Genomic DNA, 15,139 nt, shown 5'->3' on the forward strand with positions numbered 1-15,139 from the left:
ACTGATCCCGCAAGCTCGCGGAGCGTGCGGCGGCCGCGCCCGGCCGACGCGCGTGAGACGGCACCTTCCGCTCCCCTTCCGCGCGCCCACACCGTCCGCCTCGCGTACAGGAGCCCCGATGCCCCGCATCATCGTCGACGTCATGCCCAAGCCCGAGATCCTGGACCCCCAGGGCAAGGCGATCGCCCGGGAGCTGCCCCAGATCGGCCTGGACGGCTTCACTGCCGTGCGCCAGGGCAAGCGCTTCGAGCTGAGCGTGGAGGGCGAGGTCACCGAGGCCCGCCTGGCCGAGGCCCGCAAGGCCGGTGAGGAGCTGCTGTCCAACCCGGTGATCGAGGACGTTGTGGCCGTGACCGTGGTGGAGGACTGAGCGCGATGACCGTGGAGACCCCCCTCGTCGCGGACCTGCACCAGGACGCCCCGGACGCCGCGCTGGCCGCGGTGCGCGTCGGCGTCGCCACCTTCCCCGGGACCCTGGACGAGCGCGACGCCGCCCGCGCCGTGCGCCTGGCCGGCGGCACCCCCGTGCCCCTGTGGTTCAAGGACTCGGACCTGCAGGGGGTGGACGCCGTGATCATCCCCGGCGGCTTCTCCTACGGGGACTACCTGCGCGCCGGGGCCATCGCCGCGAAGGCCCCCATGATGGCCTCCGTGGCCGACGCCGCCCGCTCCGAGCACGCCCTTCCGGTGCTGGGCATCTGCAACGGCTTCCAGGTGCTCACCGAGACGCACCTGCTGCCCGGCTCCATGATCAAGAACGACCACCTGAAGTTCATCTGCCGGGACCAGCGCCTGCGCGTGGAGACCACCGCGACCCCGTGGCTGGCGGAGCTTCAGCGCGGCGAGGAGATCGTGGTGCCGCTGAAGAACCAGGACGGGCAGTACGTGTGCGATGCGAAGACCCTGGAGAAGCTGGAGGCCGAGGACCTGGTGGCCTTCCGCTACCTGGGCGGCAACCCCAACGGCTCCCGCAACGACATCGCGGGGGTGCGCAACGAGCGCGGCAACGTCGTCGGGCTCATGCCGCACCCGGAGCACGCCGTGGAGGGCGGCTTCGGCCCCTGCTCCTCCGGGCGCGAGGCCGTGGCCATGCGCTGGGGCACGGACGGGCTGCGGATCTTCTCCTCCCTCCTGCGCCAGCTCGTGAACGCCTGAGCCCCACCCACCACGACGACGTCGCCCACCCCCCTCTCCGAAGGAAGCTCCGCACCCCATGACCGAGCAGCAGTTCAACCTGGACACCGTCGAGCACGCCGCACAGACCCCCGATGAGGAGCTGCCCTGGGCGGAGCTGGGCCTGAAGGAGGACGAGTTCCGCCAGATCGTGCGGCTGCTGGGCCGGCGCCCCACCGCCGCGGAGCTGGCCATGTACTCCGTGATGTGGTCCGAGCACTGCTCCTACAAGTCCTCCAAGGTGCACCTGAAGCAGTTCGGGCAGAAGGTCACCGAGGAGATGAAGAGGGACCTGATGGTGGGCATCGGGGAGAACGCCGGGGTCACCGACATCGGCGGCGGCTGGGCCGTGACCTTCAAGATCGAATCCCACAACCACCCCTCCTACGTGGAGCCGTACCAGGGGGCCGCCACCGGGGTCGGCGGGATCGTGCGCGACATCATCTCGATGGGCGCCCGGCCCGTGGCGGTCATGGACCCGCTGCGCTTCGGGGACATCGACCACCCGGACACCGCGCGCGTGGTGCACGGGGTGGTGGCCGGCGTCGGCGGGTACGGCAACTCCCTGGGCCTGCCGAACATCGGCGGGGAGGTGGAGTTCGACCCCTGCTACCAGGACAACCCCCTGGTCAACGCCCTGGCCGTGGGCGTGATGCGCCACGAGGACATCCGCCTGGCCAACGCCTCCGGGGTGGGCAACCGGGTGATCCTGTTCGGCGCGCGCACCGGCGGGGACGGCATCGGCGGGGCCTCCGTGCTGGCCTCGGAGTCCTTCGACGACGCCAAGCCCTCCAAGCGCCCCGCCGTGCAGGTGGGAGACCCCTTCGCGGAGAAGGTGCTCATCGAGTGCTGCCTGGAGCTGTTCAAGGAGTCCGTGGTGGAGGGCATCCAGGATCTCGGTGCCGCCGGGATCTCCTGCGCCACGTCCGAGCTGGCCTCCAACGGCGAGGGCGGGATGCACGTGGATCTGACCAAGGTGCTGCTGCGCGACCCGACCCTGACCCCCGGGGAGATCCTCATGTCCGAGTCCCAGGAGCGGATGATGGCCGTGGTGACCCCGCAGAACCTGGGCCGCTTCGAGCAGATCATGGACAAGTGGGACGTGGAGTACTCCGTGCTCGGAGAGGTCAACGACTCCGGGCACCTGACCATCGAGTGGGGCGGGGAGATCATCGTGGACGTGGATCCGCGCACCGTCGGCCACGACGGCCCCACCTACGAGCGTCCCCTGGCCCGCCCGGACTGGCAGGACGCGGTGGTCGCAGATCGCTTCGCCGGCTCCGCCGCGGACGCGGACCGGCCCTCCGGGGCGGACCTGGGCCCGGCGATCGTCGAGCTGATGTCCTCCCCGAACCTGTGCTCCAAGGCCTGGGTGACCGACCAGTACGACCGCTACGTGCAGGGCAACACGGCCATGTCCCAGCCGGACGACGCCGGGGTGATCCGGGTGGATGAGCAGACCGGGCTGGGCGTGGCCCTGTCCACGGACGCGACCCCCCGCTACGCATACCTGGACCCCTACGAGGGGGCGAAGGCGGCCCTGGCCGAGGCCTACCGCAACGTGTCCACCGGCGGCGCCCGGCCCGTGGCGGTCTCCGACTGCCTGAACTTCGGCTCCCCGGAGGACCCGGCGATCATGTGGCAGTTCGCCGAGGCCGTGCGGGGTCTGGCCGACGGCTGCCTGGAGCTGGGCGTGCCGGTGACCGGCGGCAACGTCTCCCTGTACAACCAGACCGGCGGGCGGGCGATCAACCCGACCCCGGTGGTCGCGATGATGGGCGTCATGGACGACGTCGCCCGCCGCACCCCCTCCGGGTGGGAGGCGGACCAGGATGGGCAGGCGATCTACCTGCTGGGCACCACCGCCGAGGAGCTGGACGGCTCCGAGTGGGCCCGGCTGCGCGGGCACCTGGGCGGGGTGCCGCCGCGGGTGGACCTGGCCCGGGAGAAGCTGCTCGGGGACATCCTGGTGAACATGAGCCGGGACGGGATGATCGACTCCGCCCACGACGTCGCCGCCGGCGGGCTGGCCGCGACCCTGGCGGAGGCGTGCCTGCGCTTCGGCGTCGGGGCCCGGATCGGCCTGGGCGAGGTGGCCGAGCGGGACGGGGTGGATGAGTTCACCCTGCTGTTCTCCGAATCTCAGGGGCGGGTGGTGTGCGCGGTGCCGCGCACCGAGGAGGTGCGCTTCAAGGACATGTGCACCGCCCGGGACTACCCCTTCGCGCGCATCGGCGTGGTGGACGCACAAGCCGGGGCCCTGGATCTGCAGGGCATCGCCTCGGTGGACCTGGACGAGCTGCGCGCGGGATGGGCCGGCACCCTGCCCGCCCGCTTCGCCTGAGCCGCACCGGGAGGGATGCGATGGCCGCACGGGCATCGTCCTGGACCGCGCTGGGGACGGTGCTGCTGCTGGGCGCCGGTCTGCTCACCGGGTGCGCTCAGCGCGCCCCGGAGGTGACCGGGGCGATCCTCGACCACTACCGGGCGCAGGGCGTGCGGGAGCTGCTCGGGGAGCCGGTGGAGGATCAGCGCTGCGGGCTGCCCGGGGACGGCTGCGAGCAGGCCTTCCAGCGCGGGCGGATCTTCTGTTCCCCGTCCAGCGGCGCCGCGCACCTGGTCGCCGGGCCGCTGCTGGACTGGGACACCGGCCACGGCGGCCCCGAGGGCGACTACGGGTGGCCCGCGGAATCCCTCGAGGCCGGGGCCCGCCAGCTGCGCACCGGTCACGCCGCCGACGGCGCCTCCTGGCTGCTGGTGCGCCGGGAGGGCTCGGGCGAAACGCCGGGGCGGAGCGCCGCGAGCGCCGCCACGCAGGAGCAGGACGCGGAGGAGTCCGACGACGGCGTCGTACCGGTCCGGACCAGCGGGGCGATCGGCGCGTACTGGCTGGCTCACCGGGAGCAGCTGGGCGCCCCGAGCTCGCGCACCCCGGAGGGCGAGCGCTGCGACGAGGCGCCGACGCCGGTGTGCCGGCAGAGCTTCGACCGGGCGGACCTGCTGTGGGACGCCGCCCACGGGGCCCAGCCGCTGCGCGGGGCGTTCCGCGGGCGCTACGAGGAGGCGATGGGCGCGGCCGAGGCCCCGGAGCGCACGCTGCCGGGCGGCGTCGTGCTGCAGAGCTTCCTGGCCGCGGACGGCACCCGGACCGTGCTGCGCTGAGGTGCCCGCGACGGCGTCGCCGTCGGCGCGCTGCACGGACGGGTGCAGGCCGATGAGCAGGGGTACCTCAGCGTGCTGCCGGAGCGGGGCCGGGAGGATCCCGCGCGGGCCCTGGACGCGGTGGCCGCCGTGCACGGGCTGGGCGAGGCCCGCGGGCCGGTGCAGCACGGGCCCGCCGGGGTGGTCTCCCGGGAGCACGCGGGTGGGGTCGCCGTGCTGAGCCCCGAGGGCACGGCCGTGGTGATGTCCGCGCCGGTGCTGCGGCAGTGGCTGCGCGGGCCCGCGCTGGTCGGGGCCCCGGTGGCCTCGGCCCGCGGGGAGGACGGCCGGATCCGCACCCGCTTCACCGCGATGACGCTGGCCCACCACCCGGAGCGGACGGGGCTGGTGATGGCCGAGGATCAGGCCCTGGGAGCCGGGGACGCCCTGGTGCTCGGGGATTCCCAGCTGCTGGACGGGGACCACGACGGCTCATGGGTGTCCCGCTCGATCCGCGCCCTGGGGTGGACCCCGCACTACCGGGCCCGCGGCGGGATCGGCGTGGTGGCGGACGGCTCGAAAGACCACTACGGCTCGTACCTGGACGGGGTGGCCGGCGGCCGGTGGGTGCTGCCCGCGGGGGACCCGGGGTTGGTGTACGTGCAGGGCTCCGGCAACGACGTCGGGGTGGCCCCGGAGCGGCTGCGGGAGGGGACCGCTCGGCTGCTGCGCACGCTGAAGGAGGCGTATCCGCAGTCGCGGATCGTGCTCAGCGGGGTGATCTCCAAGAAGGGCGCGACGGCGCGGGACCGGGTGGCCGATGCCCTGGAGCAGGTGGCCCGGGCGGAGGGCGTGGAGTTCGTGCCCCTGCGCGGGAAGATCACCGAGTGGCACGCGGAGGGGGACCTGGTGGACGGGAAGCACTTCTCCGCCCCCACCGGCCACGAGAAGATGGCCGCCGCCTACACCCCGCACCTGCGCGAGCGCCTGGCCCGCTGATCCTGGCCCGGCCTGCCGGATCGCGTTCGGGACCGGTTTGTCGATTCGGGACGGGATATTCCGGTCCCGAAGCGACGAACCCGTCCCGAAACGTCGTCGGGGGCGCGCCCGGCCCCGGCCCGGGTCAGGCGGCGGGGGCGGTGGAGGCGGTCACGGCGATGAACAGGGCCAGGGAGAGCAGCATCCCCACGGGCCCGGCCACCCCGGCGGCCCACACCCAGGCGCGCCGGTAGCCGCGGGCCAGGCCGATAGCCAGCAGCAGGAAGCCGATGAGCACCAGCGCCGCCCAGAGCACCTGGGAGGCCAGGGCGATCAGGGGCAGGGCGTACTCGCTGTACTGCCCGGCCTCGAAGGCCTCCTTCATGGTCGTGTAGGAGGATTCCAGCTGCACCCGCACCAGCACCACCGCCCCCAGCAGGGAGGCGAACACGGAGAAGATCACCCCGATCAGGCTCAGCGTCGCCCCGACGACGGCGGTGCGCCGCCCGCGCACGGGACGCTCCAGCGGCGCGCCCTCCGGGACGTATTCGGTGCCGGGGATCTCCGGCGCGGCGGGGCGGCGGGCAGAGCGTCGGCTGGTGCGGCGGGCCATGCGATCTCCTCCTCGGGAAGCGAGTGGGCTCCTGGTGCGTGCGGGGGCGCCTCCCAGGATCTCACGAGCCCCCGCCCGACGCCGCGCACCGCGCACCACCGGCGGCCCGGGGACCACCCCGGGGACGGCGTCGGCTCCGGTCCGGGCGGGGTGCTCGCGGATAGACTGGGCGGCGCAGCACCCCCACCCCAGCCGAGGAGAGCGATGAGCGTCCGGACCCACCAAGCACCCGCCCTCCCCCGGGCCGACGACGCCGAGCTGGTCCGCACCGGACTCACCGCCGAGCAGGTGGCCGCCCGCCGCGAGCGCGGCCTGACCAACACCCAGCCCACCACCACCTCCCGCAGCGTGTGGGCGATCATCCGCACCCACCTGCTCACCCTGTTCAACCTGATCCTCGGGCTGTGCGCGGCCGTCATCATCGCGCTGGGCCGGTGGCTGGACCTGCTGTTCTCCCTAGCGGCGCTGAGCAACATCGTCATCGGCTTCATCCAGGAGTTCTCCGCCAAGCGCAAGCTGGACCGGATCGCCCTGCTGCGTCGGGACCCGGCGCGGGTGGTGCGCGGCGGCGAGGTCGTCGAGGTGGCGCTGGAGGAGCTGGTGCTGGACGACGTCCTGGTGCTCACCCGGGGGGATCAGGTCCCGGCCGACGGCGAGGTTCTCACCGCGGACGGGCTGGACCTGGACGAGTCCCTGCTGACCGGGGAGAACGACCCGGTGACCAAGAGCCCCGGGGACACAGTGCTGTCCGGCTCCTCGGTGACCGGCGGGTCCGGGCGGGTGCGCCTGAGCGCCGTCGGCTCCCGCTCCCACGCCGCCTCCCTGGCGGCCGAGGCGCGCACCTTCCGACCGATCTTCTCCGAGCTGCGCGCCGGGATGCAGCAGGTGGTGCGGTGGCTGAGCTGGGCGCTGGTGCCGATCGTGGCGGTGGTGCTCAACGGGCAGATGCAGGCCGTGGGCGGGTGGCACGCGGCGTTCGCCACCGGGGCGTGGCGCGATGCCCTGGTGGTCGCGGTGTCCTCGGTGGCGTCGATGGTCCCGCAGGGGCTGGCGCTGATGACCACGATCGCCTTCGCGGTGGCCGCGGTGAAGCTGGCCCAGGACGAGGTGCTGATCCAGGAGCAGCCGGCCGTGGAGGTGCTGGCGCGGGTGGACACGGTGTGCTTCGACAAGACGGGCACCCTCACGGAGGGCGGGGTCTCCTTCGACGCCGTGCACCCCCTGGACCCCGCCGATGCGGGGAAGACCGAGACTCCCGCAGGCGCCGCGGCGGCCCTGGCGTGGTTCGGCGCGGACCCGCACGCCAACCCCACGGCGGCGGCCCTGGCCGAGGGCTTCCCGGAGGCGCCCGCGGAGGATCCGGAAGGTGTGCTGCCGTTCTCCTCCGCGCACCGCTTCTCCGGGGTGCAGCTGCCCGGGGCGGGGGCGTGGCTGCTGGGCGCCCCGGAGGCCCTGCTGGCCCCGTCGGCCCTGGCCGATCCGGACCGCTATGACGCCGCCCGAGCCCGGGCGCGGGAGCTTGCGGCGTCGGGGCTGCGCACCCTGGTGCTCTCCCGGGCGCAGGCCCTGGCCCGGGGGCGGGACGGGAAGCCCGGCCAGGAGCTGCCCGGTGACCAGGAGCCGGTGCTGCTGGTGACCTTCCGGGAGCAGGTGCGCACCGACGCCCGGGAGACCCTGGAGTTCTTCACCCAGCAGGGCATCGCCGCGAAGGTGATCTCCGGGGACAACCCGGCGACGGTCGCGGCGGCGGCCCGCCAGGCCGGGGTGGACCTGCAGGGGGAGGCCGTGGATGCCTCCGCCCTGCCGGAGGAGGGCCCGCAGCTGGCGGAGGCGGTGCGCGAGCACGCCGTGTTCGGGCGGGTCTCTCCCGCACAGAAGCGGAACATGGTGCGAGCCCTGCAGGAGGACGGGCACGTCGTCGCCATGACCGGGGACGGGATCAACGACGCCCTGGCCCTGAAGTACGCGGACCTGGGGATCGCGATGGGCAACGCCGCGCCGGCCACCAAGGCGGTGTCCCGGCTGGTGCTGCTGGACGGGCAGTTCTCCCGGCTGCCGGCGGTGCTGGCGGAGGGGCGGAAGATCATCGCGAACATCGAGCGGGTCACGCACCTGTTCCTGTCCAAGACGGCCTTCGCGGTGCTGATGGGGGTCACGCTGGGGCTGCTGGCGTGGACCTTCCCGTTCCTGCCGCGCCAGTACTCCACGGCGGATCTGCTGATGCTGGGCGGGCCCACCTTCGTGCTGACCATGCTGCCCAACAACCAGCGGTACGTGCAGGGGTTCCTGCGCCGGGCCCTGCACTTCGCGCTGCCGAACGCGGTGATCGTGACGGCGGCGGTGGTGGCGGTCAACGGGTACGCCCTGTTCGCCGATCCCACCCCGGTGGGCACGCGCGCGGTGCAGACGGCGAGCTTCCTGGTGCTGGTGCTGGTGGGCCTGTGGATCCTGTGCGTGGGCTCCCGACCCCTGACCCTGGCGCGGGCGGGGCTGCTGGCGGCGATGTACGCGGGTCTGGTCCTGGTGCTCACGGTCCCGATCTCCCGGTGGTACCACGAGTTCCAGATCCCGGATGCGGACCTGCTGGCGGTGGCCCTGGGCGTGGGTGCGCTCGGGTGCGCGCTGGTGGAGGCGAACTTCCGGTGGCACCGGCGGTGGCTGCGCCGCACCCAGCCGCAGGCCGTCGACGCCGCCGCGGCCGCAGGCCAGCTGTAGCCCCTCCCCGCGGGCCCCGGCGGCAGATGGTTTCGCGAGCAGCCAGGGGCCGGGCGGTGAACGGGGTGCGGAAACAGTCCGGCACGGGGCCTGCCGAGCGTCTATACTGGGGGCCGAGCGGCGGCCCCCTGAGGCCGTCGGATCCTCAGGATTGTTACTGACGATCAGGCAAGACCTGGGTCTCCCAACCGCATGAGCAGCGCCTGCGTGCGCCACAAGGACCGTGGCTCGCGCGCGCCGTCGTGCCCCCGGGAGGCTCAGGTCTTTCGTGTATCTGCCCCGGGAAGCGCCCGGGCACTCGCACCAAGGAGCGACACATGGATCACCAGAAGACGGCGCAGTCCGTCCTTGACGGGCTGGGTGGGCCCGAGAACATCAACTACTTCACCCACTGCGCCACGCGCCTGCGCGTGACGCTCAACGACAAGTCCAAGGTGGACAAGCCCGCCATCGAGAAGACCGACGGCGTGCTCTCCGTGATCGAGCAGTCCGGGCAGACCCAGGTGGTCATCGGCAACGAGGTCGCGGATGTCTACGACGCCATGGCCAAGATGCCCGGGATGGAGAAGGAAGGCGGCTCCGCGCAGAAGCCGGCCGCCGGCGAGGGCGCCGGGGACGAGAAGAAGGCCGGGATCATCACCCGGATGTTCGACGTCCTCTCGGACTCCTTCCGCCCCGTCCTGTGGGCCCTGCTGGGCTCCTCCATGATCCTCACGCTGATCGTGCTGCTGCAGACCCTCGGCGTGTTCGGGCACTACACCAACTTCCAGGGCGAGTCCGTGACCGTGGACCTGGTCAACGGGCCCAAGCTCGGCGACGACGCCCTCAACGCGGACATGCTCAACCAGTGGCGTGCCCAGTTCCCGTTCTGGTTCATCATCCTGGGTGCGGCCCTGTCCGTGCTGAACTTCATGCCCATCATGGTGGGTGCGACGGCGGCCAAGCGGCTCGGCGCCAACATGTGGGTGGGTGCCGCGATCCCCGCGGCCCTGATGACCGACGCCTTCAAGGGCCTGTCCGACATGGCCGGGGGCGCTGACCACATCACCCTGTTCCACATCGGCGGCTTGGACGTGCCGCTGTACCTGTTCAACTACACCGGGCAGATCTTCCCGCCCCTGTTCGCGGTGGCGCTGCTGGCCCCGCTGGAGCGGCTGCTGAAGAAGGTCATCCCGAACATGCTGCACATGGTCTTCGTGCCCATGATCTCCCTGCTGATCATGGTCCCGCTGACCGCGCTGATCATCGGGCCCATCGGCGTGAAGCTGGGTCTGGGCATCTCCGACGTGTTCCAGTGGCTCAACGACATCAACCCCGCCATCGTGGGTGTGGTGGTCGCCGGGTCCTACCTGTTCATGGTGCCCCTGGGCCTGCACTGGCCGCTGAACGCCGTGATGATCTCCAACCTGTCCACCCTGGGCTACGACTTCATCCAGTCCCCGATGGCCGCATACAACTTCGCGGTGTTCGGCGTGGTCACCGGTGTGGCCATCCGCGCCAAGCGGGACAAGGAGCTGCGTCAGACGGCCACGGGTGCGGCGGTCTCCGGTCTGCTGGGCGGCATCTCCGAGCCGTCCCTGTACGGCGTGGTGCTGCGGTACAAGCGCGTGTTCCCGCTGATCCTGGTGCCCGCGATGATCGCCGGCGGTCTGATCTCCTGGATGGGCGTGCGCTCCTACGCCTTCGCGTTCACCTCCCTGCTGTCCATCCCCGCGATGCAGCCGATCCCGCTGTTCTGCATCGGCCTGGCCATCGCCTTCTTCGGCGGTATGGCCGGGGTGCTGATCTTCGGCTTCCGCTCCAAGGATCAGCGCGAGGCGGATCTGGCCAAGCAGAACCTGGCCGCGGATGAGGTACCCACCGAATCCAACGCCCCGGATCTGGTGGCCGCCCCGGCCGGCGCCGTGGCCGCGGCCGCCGGCGGCACCGCGGTGGGTGCCGCGGGCACGGCCGGCGCCGGGACGGGCGAGGGCGTGTCCTCCACCCGCGACGACGCCGGCTCCGCCAGCGCCGAGCCCGCGAAGCCCGCCGCCCCGGCGAAGCCGAAGCCGACCTACGAGCCCGGCACCGAGCTGAGCGTCGGCTCCCCGCTGGAGGGCAAAGCCGTGGCCCTGTCCGAGGTCCCGGACCCGATCTTCTCCGCGGGGAAGCTGGGTCAGGGCGTGGCCATCGAGCCGACCGGCAACACCGTCTACGCCCCGGCCGACGCCAAGGTCATCGCGACCCCGGGGTCCGGGCACGCGATGGGTCTGCGGCTGGACAACGGCGTGGAGCTGCTGGTCCACGTCGGCATCGACACCGTGAACCTGGGCGGGGAGGGCTTCGAGGTCCTCGTGTCCAAGGGCGATGAGGTCACCGCCGGGCAGGAGCTGTACCGCTTCGACCGGCAGGTCATCAAGGACGCCGGGTACCCGCTGATCACCCCGGTGCTGGTGACCAACACCCCCAAGTACGCCAGCGTGGAGGGTCGCCCGGCCGACGCCGTGACCCCCGGGGACGCGGTCATCACGGTGACCACCAAGTAGTCCCACCCGGCGCACAGCACGACGGCGCCCGCCTCCTCTCGGATCCCCAGCGGGTCCGGGAGGGGGCGGGCGCCGTCTCGCGTCTGGGGGCTGCCGGGGCCGTTCAGGCCCGCAGGTGCCGCTGCAGGGTGCGACGCTGCTCCGGGCTCAGACGCACCAGCCCGCCGTCGGGCCGGACGAAGGCCAGCACGGTGCTCGCCGCACAGCACGCGGTCCCGGTCGCGGCATCGCACACCCGGTAGCCCACGGTGAGGCTGGCCGGGGTGACCCGCTGGACCCACACCTCCACCCGGGCCGGATCGCCTCGGTAGGGCAGGGGCGAGCGGTACTTCACGGTGTGCTCGGCCACCAGCGCCTGGGTGCCCGCGGGCAGGTCCGCGAACACGGGGATGGGCACCTCCTGGCGACGCTGCTCCGGGACCTCGCCCGCGCTGGGCGGGGCGCCGAAGGCCAGCGCGCGGGCCTCCTCCAGGATCCGCACGATCTGCACGTTGTTCACATGCCCGTACGCGTCCATGTCCCCCCAGCGCAGGGGGACCTCCAGGATCACGGGCTCGGGATCGACTGCTGCACTCATGCCACCCACTCTAGGAGCGCGCTCCGCCCGCGCGCTCCCGCGAACCGGCCCCTGAGTCAGCAGGCCGGGGGCCCGGCCCGCCCGCGCCGGACCGCGCCGCGCCTCAGCGGCGACGCTGCGGAGGGGCGACCGTCGGCACGGCGCCGGTGGCGTCGTGAGCCTCCTGGAAGGCGGACTCATCCAGCTGGGCGTGGTGGCGCACGGCGGCGAAGAACACCACCACGAGCACCGCGAAGAACGCCACGGCCACCAGGCCGGGCACGACCATCGTCGCGCTGGAGAACACGGCGACGAACACCGCGACCAGCCCGAGGATGCCCACACCGGCCATCGCGGACCCTCCGAGCAGGCGGAACTGGTCCGCGGCCCCGTCCCGGCGCCGGTAGGAGATGTAGGAGACCAGGATCAGGCCCCACACCACGAGCACCAGGGTGGTGATCATGGACATCATGATCTGGAAGACGGACTCGGTGAACAGCGCCAGCACCACCACCAGCAGGATGCCCAGGCTGGACACGGCCAGGGCCCCGGCGGGGATGCCGCGCGACGTCGTCGCCCGCAGCCGGCGCGGGGCCATGCCCTCGTAGGACAGGGAGTGCATCAGGCGGGTGCCGGCGTACACGTTCGCGTTCGCCGCGGACAGCGCCGCGACCAGCACGATGAAGTTGATGACGGCCGCGGCCGCCGGGATCCCGACGTCGGAGAACACCCGCACGAACGGGCTGGAGCTGAGCCCCTCCTCCTGGGTGAGGGTCTCCGAGGACATCAGGCACATCACCACGAACAGGGACAGCACGTAGAAGGTGGACAGCCGCCACACGGTGGCCTTGGCGGCCGAGCGCACCGAGCGCACCGGGTCCTTGGCCTCGGCCGCGGAGATGGACACCAGCTCGATCCCGCCGAAGGAGAACATGACCACGGCCATCGCCAGCCAGATCGACGCCGGCCCGTTGGGCAGGAATCCCCCGCCCTCGGTGAGCCGGTGCAGGCCCTCCGCGGGGTGGCTGGGCAGCCCGAAGAACACGATGATCAGGCCGATGATGATGAACGCGATGACCGCGAGCACCTTGATCCCGGAGAGGATGAACTCCACGGAGCCGAAGGACTTCACGCTGAAGGCGTTCAGCCCCAGCACGATCGCCCCGAACACGACGATGCCGACCCACAGCGGCAGCTCCGGCCACCAGAACTTCAGGTACGTGGCCACCGCGACCAGCTCCGCCCCGGCCACCAGCACGGTGGTGGCCCAGTAGGACCAGCGGGAGATGAACCCGCCGAAGGGCCCGAGGTAGCGGGCGGCCATGGAGCCGAAGCCGCCGCGCACGGGGAAGCGCACGGCCATCTCCCCGGCGGCGCTGGCGATGATCGCGGCGATCAGGGAGCCGATGGCGTAGGAGACGATCACGGCCGGGCCGGCGATGGCGATGGCCGCCCCGGAGCCGAGGAACAGGCCGGTGCCCAGGGCGGAGCCGAGGGCGATCATGGTCATCTGCTCGTGGGAGAGGGAGCGGGTCAGCCCGCCCTGACCGGGGGCAGGCTCCGCGGGGGTGGGCGCGGCGGCGCCGGGATTCTCGGGTGCGTGGGACACGGCGGAAGTGCCTTTCGGGTGCGAACCGGATGATCCGACCAGCATATCCGCCCGGCGCGGGCGAGGTCGGGCGGCGGCGGGCGGCATCGCGCGCCCCGGACCGGGCGCGGATGTGGTGGACTGGACCCCATGGACGTCACGCCCTCCTCCCCCGACCCCGGGCACGACGCCGTCGGGCCTGGCGGCCCCCAGCCCGGCGGCACGGCCGCGCCCGGCTGGGTCCGCACCAGCGGGCACACGGCCTGCCTGCGCGCGCCCAATCCGGGGCCGATGACCCTGGAGGGCACCAACACGTACGTGGTCGGGGATCTTCCGCGGGACTGGCCGGGAGACGGCTCCCGGCCGGGCGTCATCGTGGTGGACCCGGGCGCGGAGGACCCGGAGCACCTGCGCCGCCTGACCGAGCGGACGCGGGTGGAGCTGATCCTGCTGACCCACCGGCACGCGGATCACGCCGCGGGCGCCCCCGCCCTGCACGCGATGACCGGTGCCCCGGTGCGCGCGGCGGAGCCCTCCCTGTGCCGCAAGGGCCCGCCCCTGGAGGACGGGGAGGTGGTCGGCGCGGCGGAGCAGGAGCTGCTGGTGCTGGGCACGCCGGGGCACACGGCGGATTCGGTGTGCCTGCGCCTGGATGCCGATTCGGTGATGTTCACCGGGGATACGGTGCTGGGCCGCGGCTCGACCATGCTGGACTACCCGGACGGCGCCCTGGAGCCGTACATCGACTCCCTGCGGGATCTGCTGGAGCAGCGCGAGCACACGGTGCTGCCCGGACACGGGGCGCCGGGCGGGGACCTGCACGCCCGGTGCGAGGCGCTGCTGGAGCACCGGCTGGACCGGTTCGAGGCGCTGCAGGAGCTGCTGCGGGAGACCGACGACGACATCGGGCCCTCCGCCTCCGCGCTGGCTCGGCGGATCTACCCGGGGGTTCCCGACGCTGCCCGGGCGGCGGCCGTCAAGACCCTCAAGGCCCAGCTGGCCCACCTGGTGGAGCTGGGCGCGATCGCCGGGTTCAGCGAGTAGCGGGCCCCGCCGCGGCGTCGTCCTCCACGCGCGGGTAGGTGGGCTCGTGGCGCTTGAACCAGGCGATGGTCGGGTAGGTGATGGGCAGGATGATGACCTCCACCGCGCACTTGTACACGTAGCCCACGAGCACGTAGTTGAGGAAGTCCGCGGGCTCGGTGATCCCCAGGATGGGGGCGGCCACGGTGCAGAAGATCAGGGTGTCCGCCAGCTCCCCCACCAGGGTGGAGCCGATCAGGCGCACCCACATCCACCGCTCGCCGGTGGCCCGCTTGATCAGGGCCATCACCCAGGCGTTGAGCAGCTGCCCCACCAGGAACCCGGCCAGGGAGCCGGCGAGGATCCTCGGGACCGGGCCCAGCACGGATTCGAAGGCCGCCTGGTTCTCGTAGAAGTCCGCGGCGGGCAGGATGATGACGATCCAGAAGCACAGGCTCGCGAACGCCCCGGCGAGGAAGCTGGTGATGATCGCCCGTCGAGCGGAGCGGAAGCCGTACACCTCGGTGACCACATCGCCCAGCACGTAGGCCAGGGGGAAGAGGAAGAAGCCGCCGTCGGTGATGATGGGGCCGAAGGCCACACCCTTGGTGGCCCCGATGTTGGACAGGATCAGCAGCACGCAGTACAGCGCGAGCAGCAGGTCGAAGTAGGTGCGCGGCCGTCGGGCGTAGCGCGGGGCGGGGGCGGAGTGCGGCACGGGAGGCTCCTGAGTGCGAGGAGGGGACGACGATGACGCGGCCCGCCTGCCACCCGGGCCGCACAGCATCCTACCCACCCCTGCCCCATCCTCACCCCTCCCCTGCCTC

The 15,139-nt window shown here is 72.6% G+C and carries 12 protein-coding genes; 8 read left to right on the plus strand and 4 right to left on the minus strand.

Annotated elements, in window-relative coordinates; genetic code table 11:
- Positions 1 to 118: 118 nt before the first annotated feature.
- From purS to I6G21_RS02870, 5 genes are read left to right on the plus strand one after another with little or no spacing between them, the layout of a single operon-like run.
- Positions 119 to 370 (plus strand): phosphoribosylformylglycinamidine synthase subunit PurS, encoded by a 252-nt coding sequence (purS, locus tag I6G21_RS02850; RefSeq protein ID WP_061225684.1) that lies wholly within the window; start codon positions 119 to 121, stop codon positions 368 to 370.
- Between the two features lie 5 nt (positions 371 to 375).
- Positions 376 to 1,155: a phosphoribosylformylglycinamidine synthase subunit PurQ gene (purQ, locus tag I6G21_RS02855; RefSeq protein ID WP_100464835.1), complete on the plus strand. Its 780-nt coding sequence runs from the start codon at positions 376 to 378 to the stop codon at positions 1,153 to 1,155.
- Positions 1,156 to 1,213: 58 nt separating this feature from the next.
- Positions 1,214 to 3,517 carry a phosphoribosylformylglycinamidine synthase subunit PurL gene (gene purL, locus I6G21_RS02860; protein WP_129357648.1) on the plus strand — a complete coding sequence of 768 codons (2,304 nt, stop codon included), beginning with the start codon at positions 1,214 to 1,216 and terminating at the stop codon, positions 3,515 to 3,517.
- A gap of 20 nt (positions 3,518 to 3,537) precedes the next feature.
- Positions 3,538 to 4,335 (plus strand): LGFP repeat-containing protein, encoded by a 798-nt coding sequence (locus tag I6G21_RS02865; protein ID WP_165869978.1) that lies wholly within the window; start codon positions 3,538 to 3,540, stop codon positions 4,333 to 4,335.
- Positions 4,336 to 4,377: 42 nt separating this feature from the next.
- A complete protein-coding gene (locus I6G21_RS02870; RefSeq protein ID WP_061225688.1) occupies positions 4,378 to 5,313 on the plus strand; it encodes an SGNH/GDSL hydrolase family protein in 936 nt (311 codons plus the stop codon).
- A 124-nt stretch (positions 5,314 to 5,437) separates the two neighbouring features.
- On the opposite strand, the gene I6G21_RS02875 is transcribed toward I6G21_RS02870, so the two are convergent.
- Positions 5,438 to 5,905, minus strand: a complete 468-nt coding sequence (locus I6G21_RS02875) for a hypothetical protein (RefSeq protein ID WP_058731022.1) — start codon at positions 5,903 to 5,905, stop codon at positions 5,438 to 5,440.
- Between the two features lie 204 nt (positions 5,906 to 6,109).
- On the opposite strand from I6G21_RS02875, the gene I6G21_RS02880 reads away from it, so the two are divergent.
- Together I6G21_RS02880 and I6G21_RS02885 are read left to right on the plus strand one after the other, a co-directional pair.
- Positions 6,110 to 8,620, plus strand: coding sequence for an HAD-IC family P-type ATPase (locus I6G21_RS02880; protein ID WP_129357646.1), 2,511 nt, complete (start codon positions 6,110 to 6,112; stop codon positions 8,618 to 8,620).
- A gap of 317 nt (positions 8,621 to 8,937) precedes the next feature.
- The gene (locus tag I6G21_RS02885) at positions 8,938 to 11,145 is read left to right on the plus strand and encodes a glucose PTS transporter subunit IIA (RefSeq protein ID WP_058731020.1); all 2,208 of its coding nucleotides are present in this window, start codon (positions 8,938 to 8,940) and stop codon (positions 11,143 to 11,145) included.
- Positions 11,146 to 11,248: 103 nt separating this feature from the next.
- On the opposite strand, the gene I6G21_RS02890 is transcribed toward I6G21_RS02885, so the two are convergent.
- Positions 11,249 to 11,722 carry an acyl-CoA thioesterase gene (locus tag I6G21_RS02890; RefSeq protein ID WP_058731019.1) on the minus strand — a complete coding sequence of 158 codons (474 nt, stop codon included), beginning with the start codon at positions 11,720 to 11,722 and terminating at the stop codon, positions 11,249 to 11,251.
- 103 nt (positions 11,723 to 11,825) lie between these two features.
- Positions 11,826 to 13,310 (minus strand): amino acid permease, encoded by a 1,485-nt coding sequence (locus I6G21_RS02895; protein ID WP_232238499.1) that lies wholly within the window; start codon positions 13,308 to 13,310, stop codon positions 11,826 to 11,828.
- Positions 13,311 to 13,439: 129 nt separating this feature from the next.
- Here I6G21_RS02895 and I6G21_RS02900 point away from each other — a divergent pair, with 129 nt between their 5' ends.
- Complete coding sequence (locus I6G21_RS02900; protein ID WP_061225691.1) at positions 13,440 to 14,333, plus strand: MBL fold metallo-hydrolase; 894 nt, start codon at positions 13,440 to 13,442, stop codon at positions 14,331 to 14,333.
- Here the strand turns inward: I6G21_RS02900 and I6G21_RS02905 are convergent.
- Complete coding sequence (locus tag I6G21_RS02905) at positions 14,323 to 15,099, minus strand: queuosine precursor transporter (RefSeq protein WP_081047775.1); 777 nt, start codon at positions 15,097 to 15,099, stop codon at positions 14,323 to 14,325. The genes I6G21_RS02900 and I6G21_RS02905 overlap by 11 nt on opposite strands.
- Positions 15,100 to 15,139 lie beyond the last annotated feature (40 nt).

The organism is Rothia kristinae (assembly GCF_016028855.1).
Taxonomy (GTDB): Bacteria; Actinomycetota; Actinomycetes; order Actinomycetales; family Micrococcaceae; genus Rothia; species Rothia kristinae.

Excerpts from the sequence above, each read along its gene's own strand:
- purL (WP_129357648.1), top strand. The coding sequence starts at position 1,214 with ATGACCGAGCAGCAGTTCAACCTGGACACCGTCGAGCACGCCGCACAG.
- I6G21_RS02875 (WP_058731022.1), bottom strand. The coding sequence starts at position 5,905 with ATGGCCCGCCGCACCAGCCGACGCTCTGCCCGCCGCCCCGCCGCGCCG.
- I6G21_RS02880 (WP_129357646.1), top strand. The coding sequence starts at position 6,110 with ATGAGCGTCCGGACCCACCAAGCACCCGCCCTCCCCCGGGCCGACGAC.
- purQ (WP_100464835.1), top strand. The coding sequence starts at position 376 with ATGACCGTGGAGACCCCCCTCGTCGCGGACCTGCACCAGGACGCCCCG.
- I6G21_RS02900 (WP_061225691.1), top strand. The coding sequence starts at position 13,440 with ATGGACGTCACGCCCTCCTCCCCCGACCCCGGGCACGACGCCGTCGGG.
- I6G21_RS02865 (WP_165869978.1), top strand. The coding sequence starts at position 3,538 with ATGGCCGCACGGGCATCGTCCTGGACCGCGCTGGGGACGGTGCTGCTG.
- I6G21_RS02885 (WP_058731020.1), top strand. The coding sequence starts at position 8,938 with ATGGATCACCAGAAGACGGCGCAGTCCGTCCTTGACGGGCTGGGTGGG.
- I6G21_RS02890 (WP_058731019.1), bottom strand. The coding sequence starts at position 11,722 with ATGAGTGCAGCAGTCGATCCCGAGCCCGTGATCCTGGAGGTCCCCCTG.
- purS (WP_061225684.1), top strand. The coding sequence starts at position 119 with ATGCCCCGCATCATCGTCGACGTCATGCCCAAGCCCGAGATCCTGGAC.
- I6G21_RS02905 (WP_081047775.1), bottom strand. The coding sequence starts at position 15,099 with ATGCTGTGCGGCCCGGGTGGCAGGCGGGCCGCGTCATCGTCGTCCCCT.